16 protein-coding genes are annotated in these 19,031 nt (G+C 49.5%); 12 read left to right on the top strand and 4 right to left on the bottom strand.

The genetic code is table 11. From position 1 onward, the window contains the following. Positions 1–92 precede the first annotated feature (92 nt). The 7 genes from AUC31_RS15590 to AUC31_RS15560 all read left to right on the top strand — a co-directional run bounded on the left by AUC31_RS15590 (position 93) and on the right by AUC31_RS15560 (position 7,945). Positions 93–1,280 (top strand): DUF4317 domain-containing protein, encoded by a 1,188-nt coding sequence (locus AUC31_RS15590; RefSeq protein WP_058382305.1) that lies wholly within the window; start codon positions 93–95, stop codon positions 1,278–1,280. Positions 1,281–1,624: 344 nt separating this feature from the next. After that, complete coding sequence (locus AUC31_RS15585) at positions 1,625–2,911, top strand: ABC transporter substrate-binding protein (RefSeq protein WP_058382306.1); 1,287 nt, start codon at positions 1,625–1,627, stop codon at positions 2,909–2,911. An 83-nt stretch (positions 2,912–2,994) separates the two neighbouring features. After that, positions 2,995–3,939, top strand: a complete 945-nt coding sequence (locus AUC31_RS15580; RefSeq protein WP_058382307.1) for a carbohydrate ABC transporter permease — start codon at positions 2,995–2,997, stop codon at positions 3,937–3,939. A gap of 4 nt (positions 3,940–3,943) precedes the next feature. After that, positions 3,944–4,786, top strand: coding sequence for a carbohydrate ABC transporter permease (locus AUC31_RS15575; protein ID WP_058382308.1), 843 nt, complete (start codon positions 3,944–3,946; stop codon positions 4,784–4,786). 75 nt (positions 4,787–4,861) lie between these two features. After that, entirely contained in the window at positions 4,862–5,893 is a 1,032-nt protein-coding gene (locus tag AUC31_RS15570) for a LacI family DNA-binding transcriptional regulator (RefSeq protein ID WP_058382309.1), read from the top strand. A 54-nt stretch (positions 5,894–5,947) separates the two neighbouring features. Further along, positions 5,948–7,297, top strand: a complete 1,350-nt coding sequence (locus AUC31_RS15565; RefSeq protein ID WP_058382310.1) for a GH1 family beta-glucosidase — start codon at positions 5,948–5,950, stop codon at positions 7,295–7,297. A gap of 165 nt (positions 7,298–7,462) precedes the next feature. After that, positions 7,463–7,945 carry a nucleoside deaminase gene (locus AUC31_RS15560; RefSeq protein WP_058382311.1) on the top strand — a complete coding sequence of 161 codons (483 nt, stop codon included), beginning with the start codon at positions 7,463–7,465 and terminating at the stop codon, positions 7,943–7,945. Positions 7,946–8,000: 55 nt separating this feature from the next. Here AUC31_RS15560 and ahpF read toward each other — a convergent pair whose 3' ends face one another. The 3 genes from ahpF to AUC31_RS15545 all read right to left on the bottom strand — a co-directional run bounded on the left by ahpF (position 8,001) and on the right by AUC31_RS15545 (position 11,555). Next, complete coding sequence (ahpF, locus tag AUC31_RS15555; protein WP_058382312.1) at positions 8,001–9,548, bottom strand: alkyl hydroperoxide reductase subunit F; 1,548 nt, start codon at positions 9,546–9,548, stop codon at positions 8,001–8,003. A gap of 13 nt (positions 9,549–9,561) precedes the next feature. Further along, a complete protein-coding gene (gene ahpC / locus AUC31_RS15550) occupies positions 9,562–10,131 on the bottom strand; it encodes an alkyl hydroperoxide reductase subunit C (RefSeq protein ID WP_058382313.1) in 570 nt (189 codons plus the stop codon). Positions 10,132–10,586: 455 nt separating this feature from the next. Further along, positions 10,587–11,555 (bottom strand): sugar phosphate isomerase/epimerase family protein, encoded by a 969-nt coding sequence (locus AUC31_RS15545; RefSeq protein WP_058382314.1) that lies wholly within the window; start codon positions 11,553–11,555, stop codon positions 10,587–10,589. A gap of 201 nt (positions 11,556–11,756) precedes the next feature. Here AUC31_RS15545 and AUC31_RS15540 point away from each other — a divergent pair, with 201 nt between their 5' ends. The 5 genes from AUC31_RS15540 to AUC31_RS15520 all read left to right on the top strand — a co-directional run bounded on the left by AUC31_RS15540 (position 11,757) and on the right by AUC31_RS15520 (position 17,457). Then, on the top strand, positions 11,757–12,746 hold the full coding sequence (locus AUC31_RS15540) for a LacI family DNA-binding transcriptional regulator (protein ID WP_058382315.1): 990 nt from the start codon (positions 11,757–11,759) through the stop codon (positions 12,744–12,746). A gap of 114 nt (positions 12,747–12,860) precedes the next feature. Then, entirely contained in the window at positions 12,861–13,841 is a 981-nt protein-coding gene (locus AUC31_RS15535) for a substrate-binding domain-containing protein (protein ID WP_058382316.1), read from the top strand. Between the two features lie 64 nt (positions 13,842–13,905). Further along, positions 13,906–15,420 (top strand): sugar ABC transporter ATP-binding protein, encoded by a 1,515-nt coding sequence (locus tag AUC31_RS15530; RefSeq protein ID WP_058382317.1) that lies wholly within the window; start codon positions 13,906–13,908, stop codon positions 15,418–15,420. After that, positions 15,413–16,387 (top strand): ABC transporter permease, encoded by a 975-nt coding sequence (locus AUC31_RS15525; RefSeq protein ID WP_237150650.1) that lies wholly within the window; start codon positions 15,413–15,415, stop codon positions 16,385–16,387. The genes AUC31_RS15530 and AUC31_RS15525 overlap by 8 nt, the downstream gene beginning before the upstream one ends. Positions 16,388–16,398: 11 nt before the next feature. Next, on the top strand, positions 16,399–17,457 hold the full coding sequence (locus AUC31_RS15520) for a Gfo/Idh/MocA family protein (RefSeq protein WP_058382318.1): 1,059 nt from the start codon (positions 16,399–16,401) through the stop codon (positions 17,455–17,457). 262 nt (positions 17,458–17,719) lie between these two features. Here the strand turns inward: AUC31_RS15520 and solA are convergent, their stop codons facing one another. Next, a complete protein-coding gene (solA, locus tag AUC31_RS15515) occupies positions 17,720–18,859 on the bottom strand; it encodes an N-methyl-L-tryptophan oxidase (protein WP_058382319.1) in 1,140 nt (379 codons plus the stop codon). Positions 18,860–19,031 lie beyond the last annotated feature (172 nt).

Genomic DNA, 19,031 nt, shown 5'->3' with positions numbered 1-19,031 from the left:
TTGTTATAATGAAAGAGTGTCCAAAGCGAATTGGCTTGGATGCTCTTTTTTTGCACCATATGGATTTTACTAGCTGGGAGTTGGAAATAGAGATGAACAAAAAAGACATTGCCGAAATCCGCAAGCAGTTCAAGCTGGAGACGGATTTACTGAAAATCGCCGAGATTTACAACGTATATATCAAACAGGACACAAGCGAGATCTTCCACGAGGAAAGCCGTTCGTTTTCCTTGCTCGATCGGGAGCAGCAAGAGCTGTTTTTGGCCAATTTCAAGAAAGTGCTCGCGGGCAAGCTCGACATTAAGCTGTTCGAAGTGAAGTTTCAGCGCCCGGAAGAAGGGCAAGCGGACCATACGCAGCATTTACTATACGAAGGGCTTCACGCGGACGATGCAGAGGGCTGGAAAGACAATATGCAGCGCGTCGCCTTGAAGATGGTCGAGGAAACGCCATACGAGAAAGACATGGTCATCACTTTCATCCGCGGCACGTATTTCAAGACGACGAAACGCGAACCTGACGAGACGGAAGCCGCCATGCGCGACGAGGTATACACGACGCCATTTGTCCTCAGCAGCATGAACCAGACCGAGCTGCCGAAATCGTCACTGGTGTTTGATTTTGTCGAAAAGGAATTCAAGTCGAACATCATGGCGGACCCGGTCATCAAACTGTCATCCCCAGTCGGCGGTTTCTTGTTCCCGAGCTTCACGAACAATGCCGCAGACGTCAACCGCATCCTGTATTCGGCGGCGAAGGCCAATAAGCCGGATTTCCAGTTTATCGAAAACGTGCTGAACGGCGACGAAATCACCACCGCTGAAGACGATAAAGTGGTGTTTGAAGAAATCGTCAAGCAGGTGATCGGTGATGAGGTCAATTCGAGAACGCTGGCGGGCGTCTACGATGAGATCAACAGCATGCTCGAAGTGGAAGCGGAAGATGAGGACGAGCCGGCGCCGATGCTCGATTCCAAGGAAGTCGAACGCGTCTTGAAGGCAAGCGGCATCAAAGACATCAGCACCGAGAAAGTGGAACAGGCTTTCCAGCAAGTGACCGATGACCGCCAGTACGAAATGAAAGCGAGCCACATCGTGCCGAAATACGGGGCCAAATCGATCAAGATCAACACGAAAATCGCGGAAATCAAGATCGGCCCCGAAGACTTACGTTACGTCAAACAAGTCAATTACAACGGCCGGCGCTGCATCCTGATCGAAGTCGAAGAGGATACGGTCGTGGAAGGGTTTAAGTTGTTGGCGGAGGAAGAATTGGAGTAGGAAGTACAGGAGCGATGGCTTGGGGAATTTGAATTCCCTTCAAGCCATTGCTCTTTTTGTATATCGAGCGATTAATGTCGTATGGACAAGAAAAAAATTTTTATCGCTTATTTACTAGAAATGACGGGGAATTAACGAAACCGGTTTACATATTTTCTAAAATAAAAGATTGATTAATGAAAAAATTGAGTTATTATTGTAAATGTAAGCGGTTTAACTCATTTTTTTTAGCGATTATGGAAACCGGTTTCGTTAACTGAAACGGACACTATTTTCGCTCAACATGAATCAGCACTCATCATTTTAGTTGAGGCACGTCGATCACCATATAGGGGGGAAATGAAATGAAGAACATGAAAAAATGGCCTGTGCTTGGAATGACATTGGCACTTTCCGCAACACTGGCAGCATGCAATGAAGAAGAGGCAGCTGGTTCCGGAGAAGGCGGCGAAGTGACACTGGATTTTTGGTCGTTTGGAGCCACAAACTATGAAGAGTTAGCTGAAGCGTACGAAGCGGAAAACCCGAACGTTACCATCAATGTGAAAGTTTCAGAAACAGCCGAACACCATGATGCGCTATTTACCTCATTGTCTGCAGGAAGCGGCGCGCCTGATATCGCGATGCTCGAAGTCGACCAGTTCGATCGATTCAAAGAAGCGCAAGGCAGCTTTGAAAACTTATATGATTTAGGGGCAGAAGATGTTCAAGGGGAGTATTTGGAATGGAAATGGAATGCCGGAGCGAACCAAGAAGGCGATTTCCTCTTCGGCCTGCCAACTGACATCGGGCCAAAGGCTTTGTATTACCGTTCTGATGTCTTTGAAGAAGCCGGGCTGCCAACAGATCCTGCAGAAGTATCAGCTATGATCGATTCACCGGAAGCCTTCAAAGAAGCGGGCTTGCAAGTTCTTGAAGAGACCGGAAAGCCATTTGTCGACAGCATCGAAATGGCGTTTAGAGCATATCTCGACGCTTCAGAAGAAACTTATTTGAATCCTGAAGGCGAACTATTGATTGCACAAGAAGGCAACGATGTGAAAAAAGCCTATGATTACGCAGTTGAACTGAACGAAGCGGGCGTCGTCGGCAAATTTGAAATGTGGACACCTGAATGGGCCAACGCCGTCAACACGGGCGAATTTGCAGTCGAACTAGGTGCAGGCTGGCTGAAAGGCTGGATGGAAGGAAACGCGCCGGATGCAGCAGGGAAGTGGAGAGTGGCAACATTGCCGACAGAATTCGCGGCTAACTGGGGCGGGTCTTATCTAGCTATCCCAAGCGAAACGGAAAATGCACAGGAAGCTTACGACTTTACGGAATGGCTAGTGTCAGCTGACAACCAGCTTGGATCATTCCAGGAAAAAGGCTTGTTCCCTTCAGCTCCTGCTGTGTATGAAATGGACGAGTTCACAGGCAACGAAGATGAGTTCTTCGGCGGCCAAGTCACGTCATCTGTATTCGCGGAAGCGGCGCAAGATATCGATACAGCCGTCTTCAAAGGCGTGAAATATTTCCCGGTAAATAATGAAGTGCTGAACGCGTTGAAAAATGTGCAGAATGGGGCAGACCCTGAAGAAGAATGGGATGCAGCCGTCAAACGCGCACAAGATTTGATCGACCGTCAATAACAATTGGCACAGCCAACAGTTCAAGGGGTATGGTGACTTCACGGAATCCATGCCCCTATTTTAAATTAAAGCGGGTGAGTGAAATGGACTCTGTTTACCGAAAAGGAAACAAAGGCGGGAAAAAACGATCGTCCGAAAAACGCAAGAACATGATCTCCTCTTATTTATACATAGCGCCGTTCTTTATTATTTTTGCCGTCATTGGCCTCTACCCAGCACTTTTTAGTTTCTACTTAGCTTTTCAAAGCTGGAATGGCCTGGGAGATATGAGTTTTGTCGGCTTGAATAACTTTCGGATCGTCTTGGAAGATCCGCTGTTCTGGAAGTCTTTGTACAATACCATCATTATCGGCTTGATCGGGACAGCCCCTCAAATCGTCATCGGCATTATCTTGGCGATTTTGCTGAATGTGGCCTTTCTCCGCTTAAGAAGTTTTTTCCGGGTAACGATTTTCATGCCATATATCACGTCGATGGTAGCCGTGGCTTTGATTTTCAGTGTCATTTTCAGCAATCATGAATCATCATTGGCCAATTATGTACTGGGGCTTTTTGGGATGGAACCTGTTAGTTGGGCAACTTCTGAATGGGGGACCAAAATCGCGATCTCGATCATGGTGTTCTGGCGATGGGTTGGATATAACACGATTATCTATCTAGCCGGCATCCAGAGCATTCCGAATGATGTGTACGAGGCAGCCACTATCGATGGTGCCAATAAATTCCAACAGGTTATTCACATTACCTTGCCATTGCTCAAGCCGTTCATTATTTTGACGGTGTTCTTCTCGACAGTCGGCGCCTTGCAGCTGTTTTCCGAGCCGACGGTGTTCTTAGGGGCTGCGGCATTTACACGAGACGAAGCGATGACCGTGGTCATGTATCTGTACCGGGATGCTTTCAGGCTGCAGTCGTTTGGAACCGCTTCTGCCACAGCGATTATTTTATTGGTCATCATCGTCATTTTCGCGGCCATCAATACGTATGTAGCATCCGGTCGACTCGGCAAAAAGAAAGGGAGGGGATGAACTGATGAATCAAGCTGAAAGCAAACGAAAGTTTTCCATGAATAAGTTATTCGTCTATTTGTTCTTGTCCCTTGCTTCTTTGCTGTCATTGTTCCCGTTCTATTGGATGTTCGTGATGGCGACGCAAACCAGTTCAGCGTATAACTCCATTCCTCCGACAATCACGCCAGGGAATTTATTGGTGGAAAATTTTCAGAAAGTATTGCTGCAAATCGACTTTTTCGGCGCCCTCTGGACGTCGTTCGTCTTGTGTTCCATCGTCACCTTGGTCGTGTTATTCATCAGTTCGCTGGCAGGGTTTGCTTTTGCCAAGTTCTATTTTCCGGCAAAAAATTTCCTGTTCATCACCATCTTGTTGACGATGATCATCCCGCCGCAGCTTGGGTTGATCCCGCAGTATTTTTTAATCGCCAATGCGGGTCTGCTAGATACCTTAGCTGGCGTCATGATTTTGTTCTTTTTGAACCCATTGGGCATTTTCCTGATGCGCCAATATATTGGTGACTCGGTGCCGGATGAATTGATTGAAGCCGCCAAATTGGATGGCTGTTCGAACTTCAAAATCTACCGCAGCATCGTGCTGCCAATCATCTTACCGGCTTTTGCGACGCTCGGGATCATCGTGTTTACCGCGGTATGGGGCGAGTTTTTATGGCAGTTCACGATTCTCAGAGACCCGGATAATTACACGATCCAAGTCGCTTTGGCTTCGTTGCGCAACACGGTCAACGTCGATTTCGGCATGATCTTATCTGGCGTATTTTGGGCAACGATGCCATTGATCATCATTTTCCTCTTGTTCAACCGCTTGTTTATCTCAAGCATTGCAGAAGGTTCAGTAAAATAAAGGCCTCATTGTAACCATTGGCTCACTATCTTAGTTACAATAATCTTAAATTAAAGACAGTAAAGAGGGGTACGCATGAGCCTAACCATAAAAGATATCGCAAAAATGGCCGGTGTCTCGCCGGCCACTGTGTCCAAAACGATCAATAATTATCATGGCATTAACGAAGCTACCAAGAAAAAGATACTGGATGTCATCAAGGAGACCGGATACCAGCCGAATTTTTCAGCGAAATCCTTGGCGACCAAAAAATCCAATTTGATCGGCTTGATTTATGCCGGGAAAGTGAATGTCGAATTTACCCATCCTTTCTTCAATGAAGTCGTGACCGCGTTCAAAAAGAATATGGGCTTATTGGGTTACGATATCCTGATGTTCTCCAACGAGAACTTTTCCCAAGACAATGGCAGCTATTTGGCTCGCTGCAAACATTTCCACGTGGATGGCTGCTTGATCATCACAGGTGAGGAAATTGAAGATTCCATCCATGACCTCGTCAACAGCGAAATCCCGTGCATGGGCATCGACTTGGTACTTGACGGCCCGCGTTCGAGCTACGTCATGACCGATAACATTAATCTGGGCGCCAAAGTGATCCAGCATCTTTACTTAAACTCGGTGAGAACAATCGGCTTTATCGGCGGCCAGCAAAATTCGGAAGTCACCAAGCTGAGAGGCCGGGGCTATTTGCAAGCGATGAACCAATTCGGCCTTGAAATAAAAGACGAATGGATGCAGTACGGCGATTATTACGAAGACAGTGGATATACAGCCATGAAAAAAATCTTGCAGGCTCCCGAGCGTCCGGAAGCGGTGTTTGCGGCATCTGATTTAATGGCATTCGGCGCCTTAAGGGCGATCAAGGAAGCTGGGCTTAGAGTGCCGGAAGATATCCGGCTGGTCGGCTGTGATGATATCGATGCTTGCCGCTACAGCGCTCCGCTATTGTCGACGGTTCGGCAGGACAAGGAAAGACTAGGCAAACTGGCCGCGTATATGTTGAATGACTTGATCAACGGCCAATCGAAATTAAAACCGGTGTTTATCGATTCCGAACTGATCGCCCGGGAATCCTGTGGCAACGCAATTTTAAAATCAAAGGCATGACACTGAAAAAAAAGTGAGTGGAGCCGCATGATGCGGCAATTGGAGGTAGTAGGAATGGCGATTATGGAATTTCCAAAAGACATGAAATGGGGAGCGGCGACGGCCGCTTATCAAATAGAAGGCGCGGCTTTTAAAGACGGCAAAGGGCTATCGATCTGGGATACGTTCTCGCATACTCCCGGGAAAGTACTAAACGGGGACAATGGGGATGTTGCAGCCGACAGCTACCACCGCTACGAGGAAGACATCAAGCTCATGAAGGAATTGGGCATCGATACGTACCGTTTCTCTGTGTCGTGGCCGAGAATTTTCCCTTCAGGAACCGGCGAAGTGAACGACAAAGGCTTGAAATTCTATCACGACTTTGTCGACGCCTTGCTCGCGAACGGCATCGAACCGATGTGTACGCTGTATCACTGGGACTTGCCGCAAGCTTTGCAGGACGAAGGTGGCTGGGCCAATCGCAAGACAGTCGACGCCTTTGCGGATTATGCCGAGTTGATGTTCAAGGAATTTGGCGGCAAGATTAGCAAGTGGGTGACGATCAATGAACCTTGGTGTGTGTCGTTCTTATCAAACTTTATCGGCATCCATGCACCAGGCAACCAGGACCTCCAGCTGGCCACAAATATTTCCCACCACGTTTTGCTGGCTCACGGGAAAGCGGTCAGCCGCTTTAGAGAGTTGGGTGTGGATGGCGAAATTGGCTATGCGCCGAACGTTGAATGGCTCGAACCGTTCAGCAATAAGCAAGAAGACATCGACGCGTGCAACCGCAGCATGGGCTTCTTGATGGAATGGTTTTTCGACCCGGTCTTCAAAGGGAGCTACCCGGCCTTCATGGTCGAGTGGTTCGAGAAAAAAGGCGTGACGCTTCAAGTTGAAGAAGGCGATATGGAAATCATCAATCAGCCGATCGACTTTGTCGGCATCAATTATTACACCGGCAGTGTCGGCAGGTATAAAAAAGACGCCGATCTATTCGATCTAGAGCGCGTGGACATCGGTTTCGAGAAAACCGATTTCGGCTGGGCCATCTTCCCTGAAGGCTTCTACCGCGTATTGGCAAAAATCAAAGACCAATACGGCGCGATTCCGATTTACATAACGGAAAATGGAGCTTGCTATAACGACGAGCCGGAAAACGGCCGTGTGCGCGACCAAAGAAGAATCGAGTACTTGAAGCAGCATTTGACGTCTCTAAAGAGAAGCATGGATTACGGCGTCAACATCAAAGGCTATCTGACATGGTCGCTCATGGATAATTTCGAATGGGCAGAAGGCTACGACAAGCGCTTCGGCATCATCCACGTCGATTTCAACACATTGGAAAGAACGAAAAAAGACAGTTATTACTGGTACAAGCAAACGATCAGCAACGGCTGGTTCGATATGAATTACTGATTTTAAGCCCCTTATGGATTTTTTCATAAGGGGCTTGTTTATGTGGTCTGGAGCTTTCATTTTATAATTTGAAAATGAAGCGCATGTTTAAGCAAGAGCCGGGTAAATCGGAATTTTTATGCAGGTGGGATATACTGGATGAGAAGCATTTAAAGGAGGGCCACTATGATCACTGAAACCGATTTAAAACATTTGAAGCGTTGTGTCGAACTCGCTGAACAGGCACTTGAAAAAGGCGACGAGCCGTTTGGTTCAGTTCTCGTATCGGCACAGGGAGAGGTGCTGTTCGAAGACCATAACCACGTAGCATCAGGCGACCATACGCAGCATCCCGAATTTGCGATTGCGCGCTGGGCGGCGGAACACATGGCACTGGATCAACGTGCGGCAGCGACTGTCTATACGTCAGGCGAGCATTGCCCGATGTGCGCGGCGGCGCATGGCTGGGTTGGGCTCGGCCGCATCGTCTACGCGAGTTCGTCGAAGCAATTGGGCGAATGGATGCAAGAGCTCGGTGCTGAGCCTTCACCTGTCCGCAACTTGTCCATCCCGGAAATACTGAAAGCCCCGAACGTCGACGGGCCAGTACCGGATCTCGCGGAACAAGTGCACCAGCTTCACCGGCGCTTGCATGAAGCGAAACAATAAGCACATATAAAAGGACTGCGAAGAGAAAAGTCTCTTCGCAGTCCTTTTGTCTTTATTACACTAAAACAGGGATATCGCTTCGGATAAGGTGGTCGAACGCGCTCAGTGAAGCCGTTGCGCCAGAGCCCATCGAAATGATGATCTGTTTGTACGGGATGTTCGTGCAGTCGCCTGCCGCAAACACGCCCGGCATATTCGTTGCGCCGCGCTGGTCGATGACGATCTCGCCGTGCGCTGTGCGCTCGACGAAGTCACCGAGCCAGTCGGTGTTTGGCACGAGGCCGATTTGGACGAAGACGCCGGATAGTTCGACATGCTTTTCTTCGCCGGTTTGAAGGTCGATATAGGAAAGGCCGTTCACTTTATCGGTGCCGGTAATTTCCTGTGTGCGTGCATTCGTCAGCACCGTGACGTTTGGCAGGCTCTTCAGGCGGTCCTGCAAAACGGAATCCGCTTTAAGCTCTGCGTTGTATTCCAGCACCGTCACGTGATTCGTGATGCCTGCAAGGTCGATCGCCGCTTCGACGCCGGAATTGCCGCCGCCGATCACCGCGACGTCTTTGCCGGCAAATAACGGACCGTCGCAATGCGGGCAATACGCCACGCCTTTGTTCTTGAATTCCTCTTCGCCAGGAACGCCGATATTGCGCCAGCGGGCACCTGTTGAAAGAATGACGGTCTTGCCTTTGACGACAGCGCCGTTTTCGAGTTCAAGCTCGAACAGCTCTTTTTTCTCCAAGCGTTTCGCACGCTGCAAGTTCATCAGCTCGATATCGTATTCCTTCACATGCTCTTCGAGGCTTGCCGCAAATTTCGGGCCTTCTGTGTGCTTGACGCTAACGAAGTTCTCGATGCTTAAGGTATCCATCACCTGGCCGCCGAAGCGCTCCGCGACAATGCCTGTGCGGATGCCTTTACGCGCCGCATAGATCGCTGCGCTGGCACCGGCCGGGCCGCCGCCGACAACGAGCACGTCAAATGGCTCTTTGCCTTCGAATTCGGATGCATCCGGCGCGCTGCCGAGTTTCGCGAGCAATTCTTCAAGCGACATGCGTCCGCTTGCGAACGATTCGCCGTTTAGAAATACCGTCGGAACAGCCATGATGTCTTTGCGTTCGACTTCTTCTTTGAAGGCAGCGCCGTCGATCATCGTGTGCGTGATGTTCGGGTTAAGGACGCTCATCAAATTAAGGGATTGCACGACTTCCGGGCAGTTCTGGCAGCTCAGGCTGATATAGGATTCGAAATGGTAAGTGCCTTCGAGCGCTTTGATCTGATCCATTGTTTTCGCGTCGGCTTTGGGCGTGCGTCCGCTCACTTGCAATAGGGCAAGGACGAGCGACGTAAACTCATGGCCGAGCGGGATGCCAGCGAATGTGATGCCGATTTCTTCTCCAGGACGGGTGACGCTGAAGCTTGGGGTTCTCTCAAGCTTCGTGCGCTCCATTTGAATGCGCGGAGACATGGCAGACAGTTCTTCTACCAAGTCGATCATATCTGTTGATACCTTATCGGATCCGGCGCTCACTTGGAGCAGCACGTCGCCTTCCAATAGCTGCAAGTATTGCTCTAATTGAGATTTGATTTGCGCATCTAGTATCATTGTCAAAACTCCCTTAAATTTTGCCTACGAGGTCAAGGCTTGGCTTCAATGTGTCGCCGCCTTCTTCCCATTTAGCCGGGCATACTTCGCCTGGGTTGTTGCGCACGTATTGTGCTGCTTTGATTTTGCCGACAAGCGTGCTTGCGTCACGGCCGATGCCGTCTGCGTTGATTTCTGCAGCTTGGACAATGCCTTCTGGGTCAACGATGAATGTGCCGCGCTGTGCAAGGCCTTCTTCTTCATTAAGAACATCGAATCCGCGTGAAATGCGCTGCGACGGATCGCCGATCATGGTGTATTCGATTTTGCCGATTGCATCTGAGTGGTCGTGCCAAGCTTTGTGGGTGAAGTGAGTGTCTGTAGAAACAGAGTATACTTCCACGCCAAGCTCTTTCAATGTTGCGTATTGGCTTTGGAGGTCCTCAAGTTCAGTTGGGCAAACGAACGTGAAATCTGCTGGGTAGAAGCATACGACGCTCCATTGGCCTTTCATGTTTTGTTCCGTGACCTCGATAAATTCGCCGCTCGCCGCCTGGTAAGCTGACGCGTTAAATGGTTGGATTTCTTTTCCGATCAAAGACATAGAATAATTACCTCCTGAATGTTTTTTAGAATGACCATAACCGATAACGCCAAAAAAAAAATAATCGAAGTGGTGGCTTCAATTAATATCGTTATCTGATTATAATAATTCTAATTCTATTTCCATTGTCATATGAAACGGAGATTTTGTCAAAGAGAACCCTGAGGTGTAAACGCTTTCTAGTAAATACTCATGAAAATCTCATGAACAAGCAGTTTTCCCGGGAAATAAATAAATAGAAAGAACGGAAAAGATTGTGAAATTAATAATTATTAAATATTTCAGAATAGTTTTAATAAGAAATGGCGGGAGTGATTTCTCAATGCCCAGCCCCAACTGATAGAAGAATAGGAGAGTTGAAAAAGGGAATTTGATTAAGAAAGACGCAAAAAAAAGCGGGCTCCGTTTAAGAGACCCGCTTTCTATTGCACGATAAGCCAGGATGCATCCTAAAGCTACACCCACCACATCTCATCGACCGATTCCTTGACCATGACCGGCTTCAAATTCTCCACTGCTTTGGTGAAGCCTTCGTTGATCGACATCAAGCCGTCTTCATGCTCGATGCTGACGACGTAATCATAGCCGTAGAGGCGCAAGGTGCTGACGATGTCAGCCCAAGTTTTTTGCCCATGGCCGAATCCGACGGTGCGGAAATACCAAGCGCGGTCTTTCATCTCAGAGTAGTCGGTCATATCGGTCAAGCCGTTGCGGTTGGTGTTTTCCTGGTCGATGATGGTGTCTTTCGCGTGGAAATGATGGATGGCGTTTTCCCGCCCGAGAATCTTGATTGCTTCAACCGGGTCGATGCCTTGCCACCACATATGGCTCGGGTCGAGGTTCGCGCCGATATACGGGCCGCATGCTTCACGCAGGCGCAGCATGGTCGCGGGCGTATGGACGGAAAAGCCGCCGTGCAGCTCCAAGCCGATCTTGACGCCAAGCGATTCGGCCAAGGCGTTTTTTTCTTTCCAATAAGGAATCAATTTCTGTTCCCATTGCCAGGCGAGCACTTCCTGGAAATCGTTCGGCCAGGCAGCGACCGGCCAGTTCGGGTACAACGCGTTCTCGTGGTCGCCCGGGCAGCCCGAGAAGGTATTGACGACCGGCACCTTGAGCTTCGAAGCGAGCTGCATCGTCTTGACGAGCAGCTCATCAGCCGCCCCGGAAATGTCTTTTTGGGGATGCAGCGGATTGGCGTGGCAGCTGAGCGCGCTGATGAAGAGGCCGGCGTCGTCGATTTGCTTCAGGAAAGCTTGCTGCTTTTCTCCGTCTTCAAGCAGCTCGTCCAATTTGCAATGGGCATCGCCCGGATATCCGCCGGTGCCCAGTTCGATCGCTTCAATGCCTTTTGAGGCCACATAAGCCAGCATATCTTCAAAGTTTCGATCAGAAAATAAGACGGTAAAAACCCCCAATTTCATGAAAATCCCTCCATTCAAGTTTTCAGATTATACTGACATGTAAACCGTTACATTCTTAACATATAGAATAAAACGGCGTAAATCAATATATTTTACGCAATAAAAATAGTTATTGACAGATAATTCTGAACAAATTATGATGAAAATGTAAACGATTTCATTTCACAGCAGAAGTGTCGCGTCAGAAAGAAGGAAAAGCATATGGCAAACATACAACAAGTAGCGAAGCATGCAGGGGTTTCAGTCGCCACGGTATCCCGGGTATTGAACGGCCACGACAAAGTAACGGCCAAAACGAAACTGAAAGTGGAGGAGGCGATCCAGTACTTGAATTACGAGCCGAGCATGCTCGGCAGGAATTTACGAAATTCGGAAAGCCGCATTGTGCTGATCTTGATCCCGACGATCTCCAACCCGTTTTATTTTGAAATCATCAAAGGCATCGAGAATATGGCGCTCAGCCAGAATTACAGCATCCTGCTATGCGAAACGGATTCCAAGCCTGAAAAGGAGGAGATTTATTTCGATTTGGTGCGCAAAAAAATGGCGGATGGCATCATTTCAATGGACCCGGCAGTGAATGTCGAGACCTTGAAAGAACTCGCAGAACACTACGCCATCATCCAGTGCAGCGAATACGGGGGCGGCATCGGCATCCCGTATGTCACGATCGACAGCGAGGAAGCGTCTTACCGCGCCGTGAAGCATTTGATCCAGATCGGCCACAAAAAAATCGCATTGATGAATTCCGATGAAAAATTCCTGTATGCCAGGGAGCGGCGGATGGGCTATGAACGGGCATTGCGTGAACACGACATTCCGGTGAATGGCGATTATATTTTCTACACGCATGAGCTCGGGTTCGAGCAGGGACAGATGGCGATGAAGAAAATACTGCGCCTCGAAGACCGGCCGACTGCCGTCTTTGCGGTATCGGATTTACTGGCGATCGGCGCCTTGAAAGAAATCACCGCCGCCGGTTTGCACGTGCCGAACGATGTCGCGGTTGTCGGGTTCGACAAGATTGATTTCTCCAATATGACCAATCCGGCATTGACCACCGTCGCCCAGCCGATGTACAAAATGGGAACGGTCGCGGCGCGTATGCTGATCGAGAAGATCCAAGGGAAAACCGTCGACAGCGTAGTACTGGGCCATGAACTGGTCATCCGGGAATCGACCACCGGCTAACGGGCTCAAACCGGCGCTTGCTTATCATGGGGATGGGAGAAAGAACGCTGGTCCCGAACATTAATGTAATCGATTACATTTAACGGATCCATACAAAACTAAGGGGTGAATAAAGTGAAAAAACTATTGCTCATTTTATTGTCTTTCGTAACGATTTTTGGACTTGCGGCATGTGGCAGCACAGAAAACGAAAGTTCGGGTTCAACGGATGAAGGTTCAGGCGATGGAGATATGACGATCGGCATTTCGCTTCCTTCGGCAACGCACGGCTGGATGGGGGCTTTGATCGATAGCGCCGAGAAACAGGCGATGGAGTTGAAGGAATCAGAAGGCATTGACTACGTCATGACCAACGCAGCAGATCCGAACAAACAAGCAAATGACGTGGATGATTTGATCGCACAAGGCGTGGACGTCATCGTCATGCTGCCGATTGAATCCGCAGCATTGACCCCAGTCGGCCAGAAGATCAAAGATGCAGGCATCCCGCTCGTCATCGTTGACCGCGAACTGGAAAACGATGCAGCGACAGTGGTCGTCAAAGGGGATAACGAAGGAATCGGCGTCAATGCCGGCAAATACTTCGTCGAGCAATTGAATGGCGAAGGGAAAATCGTCGAAATCACGGGGCCGCCAAGTTCAGTAACGGAACAGCGTGGAGCCGGATTTAAAGAAGCAGTTGAAGGACAGGAAGGCATGGAAATCATCGCTTCACAAAGCGGCGACTTTTCCACTGAAAAATCATTGGAAGTCATGCAGAACATTTTGCAGGCCAACCCTGAAATCGATGCCGTTTTCACTCAAGACGATGGCATGGCATTAGGCGTCATGCAGGCCATTAAAGAAGCAGGCCGCACGGATATCCAATTCGTCACAGGGGCAGGCGGCGCGAAAGGCGTATTCGAAGACATCCAAAACGACGGGCTGATGAAAGCGACGTTCCTGTATTCACCGACGATGGTCGAAGATGCGGTGACGATCGCTGGCGATTTGGCGCAAGGCGAGGAACCGGCTGAATCGATGGTCGTCAAGGAAGCGACGCAAGTGACCAAAGAAAACGTGGATGAGTATTACGATCCGGAATCGAAATTCTAAGCCAATAGCCGGGAAATGCAGTGGAGCCATTGCATTTCCTCTTTTCCTATAAGGAGGTTAAGACATGACTTCGCAGCCTTTCGTGGCGATGAACCAAATCGACAAATCATTTAACGGCGTCCCGGTTTTAAAGAAAGTGACGCTGGAAGTGGAAAAAGGGGAGATTCATGCCTTGCTTGGGGAAAACGGCGCCGGCAAATCGACGCTGATGAATATTTTAGGTGGCGTCCACCAACCGGACAGCGGGCAGATCTTCATTGAAGGCAAACAAGTAACTATGGCGAACCCGCATATTTCCCAGACGCATGGCATCAGCTTTATCCATCAGGAATTGAATATGGTCGGCGATTTGAAAGTGTATGAAAACATGTTTCTAGGTTCAGAAATTCGCAACAAGGCCGGATTTTTGAACGTGGAAGAAATGTGCCGCCAAACGCGTGAGATCTTGGCGGAACTGGGCGTGTTTCTCAATCCGAAAGAATATGTGCGCAATCTCGCCACGTCCTATAAGCAATTGATCGAGATTTCCAAAGCGCTGCTGCATAAATCACAGCTCATTATCATGGATGAGCCGACGACATCGCTCGCGGAACATGAAGTGGGCCGGCTGTTCGAATTGATGCGCAACTTGAAGAAGTCAGGCGTGTCGATCATTTATATTTCCCATAAATTAAAGGAAATTCAAGCGGTATGCGACCGCTATACCGTGCTGCGCGATGGCCAACTGGTGAAGACGGATAACATGCAGAGCGGGAATTTAGAGGAAATCACCAAGCTGATGGTCGGCAAAGCGATTTCACAGGAGCGCTTTGTCCATGAGCACGAATTTGGCGAAATGGCACTGGAAGTCGAGCGCTTAAGCAGCCCTGGCTTATTCCAGGACATCGACTTTACCGTCCGAAAAGGCCAGATTGTCGGATTTACCGGGCTTGCGGGAGATGGCCGGACGGAGCTGTTTGAGAGTTTATTCGGCTACCGCAAAAAATACACCGGTACCATCAAAGTGAAAGGCAAAGTGATGAAAATCACCCATCCGCGAACGGCATTGCAAGCGGGCATGGGCTATGTGCCAAAAGACCGCAAAGAAAATGCCATCATCAAAGATTTGAGCGTCGTCCACAATATGAGCTTGTCATCGATGGGCAATTTTGAGCGATGGGGCTTCATCCAAGACAAGCGGGAGCTGGAAAAGTTTAGCAGCTATAAAAAAGCCTTGAACATCAAAGTGGCCAATCCGCGCATCACCATCGACAAATTGAGCGGCGGCAACCAGCAGAAAGTGATCATCGCCAAATGGCTTGAAGCGGATACCGATATCCTGATTTTCGACAACCCGACACAAGGCATCGACGTCGGCGCCAAACAGGAAATCTATCAGGAAATCCTAGAACTCGCAAAACTGGGCAAAGCGATTATCATCCTGTCATCGGAAGCCCCTGAAGTGTTGAGGATCTGCCATGTCATCAACGTTATGTACCACGGGGAAATCACGGCCAGGTTTATGGGCGATGAGACAAACGAAGAAGAAATCATGCATTATGCCACAGGCGCGAAAAGGGAGGGAGAGCACATTGGATAATATCAATACAAAGGAATACAGCCCTGAATCTCCAAGCATGAAAAGCAGGCTGTCCTGGCTATGGTCGGAATACAGCGTCATCATTGCGTTCATCATCATTTTTATCGCGGCTTCCGTGATGAATCCGAGGTTTCTCGATATCAATAACCAGTTGAACATTCTCATGCAAGTGTCGATCATCGGCATCATTGCGCTGGGGATGACGGTCGTTATGCTGTCAGGCGGCATTGATTTATCGGTCGGCTCTGTCCTGGCGCTCGCCGGCGTCATTTCCGTCTTGGCATTGAACGCATCCGGCAGCATTTTAATCGGCGTGTTCACGGCCTTATTGGTCGGGGCTTTCGCCGGATTCCTGAATGGGCTAATGGTCGCGAAAGGCAGGATCGCGTCGTTTATCGCCACGCTCGGCATGATGGCCGCAGCCCGTTCGATCGCACTGTATATTGCAGAAGGCGGCAGCGTGTCGGGCGAAGTGAGCGGATTCACCGCGATCGCCAACAACAATGTATGGATTTTTGATTTGCCGGTGCTCATTTTCTTCGCCATGGCGGTGCTGATTTATATCGTCATGCACAAAACACGGTTCGGCAGGTACGTCTATGCGCTCGGGTCGAATGAAAAAGCGGCGATGCTGTCCGCTATCCGTGTGGACCGCATCAAGATCGGCGTCTATACGCTGATCGGGACGCTGGTCGGCGTTGCGGCGGTCATTGAAACGTCACGGTTGAACTCGATTTCATCTTCAAGTTCAGGCGCGCAATATGAACTTGACGCCATTGCGGCCGTTATCATCGGCGGCACGCGCATGACAGGCGGGCGCGGCAAAATCATCGGCACGATTTTCGGTATCTTGATCTTGGGCATCCTCAACAATATGATGAACTTGATGAATGTTTCGCCCCACCTGCAAGGCTTTGTCAAAGGCTTGATCATCATCATTGCCGTCGTGTTCCAAAAAAGAGAATAGGAGGAGATCGCATGGGCATCAAGGTAGGCATCATTGGCTGCGGGGCCATTACGAAAATGCGCCACGCGCCGGAATATACAGCGAATCCATATGTAGATGAAATCGTCTTTTACGACCGCAATCTCCACCGTTCCGAAGCGATGGTCGAGTTGTTCGGCGGCCGGAATGTGGAAAGCGTCGAGGAATTGTTCAACGATCCCGACATCACAGCCATCAGTGATTGTTCGTCGAATGAACACCATCATTTATTCTCGACACAAGCATTATTGAGCGGCAAGCACGTGCTGTGCGAAAAACCGATTTCCTTAACGATTGAACATGCCAAGGAAATTTTGGCGGCACAGAAAAAATCCGGCAAGAAACTGATGGTCGACCACAATCAGCGCTTTACGCGCGCCCATCAAAAAGCACGCGAAATCCTGGGCAGCGGAGAGCTCGGGAAAGTCTTGACCTTCCGCACCGCTTTTGGGCATTCGGGCCCGGAATCCTGGGGCATCAATAAAACCAAGTCGACATGGTTCTTCAAAAAGGAGCGCTCGGGCTTCGGTGTCGGCGGCGACCTCGGCATCCATAAAATCGATTTGCTGCATTACCTGCTCGATGATGAAATCGTTCAAGTGAGCGCCTTTCAGGGAGCTTTACACAAAACGGATGAAAACGGCGAGCCGATTGAAGTGTGCGACAATCTCGTATGCAGCCTGGCGACCGAAAAAGGGCGTCTCGGAAACGCTGCCTTCTCCTGGACCTATTACGGGGAAGAGGACAATAGCACCGTTGTTTATTGCGAGAAAGGAATCATGAAAATCTATCACGATGACGAGTATCAGCTGGAACTCATCATGGAATCCGGCGAGAAAGTGAACTATCAGCTGGAAGCGATCCAAACGAATGACAACCAGACTCCGAGCGGCGTCATTGATGCGTTCGTCGATTCCATCCGCCTGGACCAGGAGCCGATCGTTACGGGAGAAGATGCCTTGAAATCACTGAAAGTCATTTTGGGCATCATGGAAGCAGCCGACACCAAGCAAGTGGTCACCATCGAAAAAGAGTCTCTCCTTTATCAATAAGGAGAGACTCTTTGGTTTGTCGAGAAAAGTTAAGAAGCCGTATTTTCCGAAGCTTATCGCTCGCTTTCCGTGGGCTCGCGCCCAAGCCTCCTCAGCCGCTACGCGTCTTGCGGGGTCTCGGTCGTCTCGCTTTACCACTGGAGTCGAGCAAACGCTTCTCCAAATACTTAGGTAGAACATTGATCTTAAAATGTAGAATAAGTGATTTTCTTTTTATCCATAGTGAATCACTAATTTCTTCAACACTCTTCTTTCATTTCGCTCATAGTTTGAAACGGTTGAGTGAGAAGGGCGCGATATCGAATTCGGTGTGGCCGTCTATTGCCAATTGGCTCAACACTTCGCCCATGACGCTGCCGAATTTAAAGCCGTGGCCGGTAAAACCGCAGGCGAAAATAACGCGCTCGTTGTCCGGATGGTGGTCGATGATGAAGTTATGGTCGTCCGAGACGGTGTATAAACAAGTTTTACCTTGTTTCAATTCTCCGCTCGCTTCCGGCATATAAAGGTCCAGGAATCTTCTTAAGTCGCCCTCATCAAATTCGTATTGCCCGAAGTTCTGGGTTTGTTCGTCCGGGTCGATTGGCTGCCCGCCGTCCGAGCGTCCGACTTTTACGCCAGCGCCGTCGATACTCGGGAAGCCGTAGAACATCATCTCGGGGCCTTCCACAAAAAAACCGGGAAATTGATCGGCATTGTACATCTCCGGTGCTTCAAACCAGCCGACCGCTTTGCGCGTCGGTTGGATCGGCAATTGCAGGTCTGGCAGCAGCTTCTTCGCCCAAGCACCGGCTGTGACGATCACTTTTTCAGCATAGAAAACACCTTGTGCGGTGGAAATTTTCACACGCTTGCCATCCTGTATATTAATGTGCTGGACGGGTGTATTCGGCACGTAATGGATGCCATTTTCAAGCGCCAGTTTCTTATAGGCACGGATGGCATTCTCACTGTATAACACGCCTGCCTGTGCTTCGAAGCAGCCGATGAAATGCTCGGGCACAGTGAAGCCCGGCCATCTGTCCTGGATGGCGCCGCTGCTTAATATTTCGAGCGGCAAGCCGTAGCTATTGGCGGCGGCAATGCTTTCCAATAGAAAAGGCGAGTCTTCCGGGCCGAGCCCGATGACGCCTGTCTTGTCGAACACCTTATAGCCGGTCTGCTTCTCCAAGTCTTCCCATAATTGCTGCGCGCGCAACACTAACCTAACGTAATGCCTACCTTCCCCGTAGGCGTGGCGGATCAACCGGGTATCGCCGTGATGGCTGCCGTTCGCATGGGGCGGGTCGAATGTATCGATCACCAATGTCTTCTTGCCTTGCTGTGCCAAAAAGGCGCCGGCGGCCATGCCCATCGTGCCGGCACCGACGATGGCGACATCAAAAACAGTCTCCTCGCTCATCTTGTGTTCACTCCGCTCTTGTATTGGATGCATGCCGCCCAGTGGAACCCGGCAGCAATGGAATATTAAATTGATGGTATGCAATACGGCAGGCTTTGTCAATTTCCTCCTGAATTTTTATGCGAAATTTCGATTTATTTTCAAAAAGGGTTTGACAGCAGGGGCTATCTCA

The organism is Planococcus rifietoensis (assembly GCF_001465795.2).
GTDB classification, from domain to species: Bacteria; Bacillota; Bacilli; order Bacillales_A; family Planococcaceae; genus Planococcus; species Planococcus rifietoensis.
Note: the sequence above shows the minus strand (reverse complement) of the source record. Positions and strands in the feature narration are given on the sequence as shown.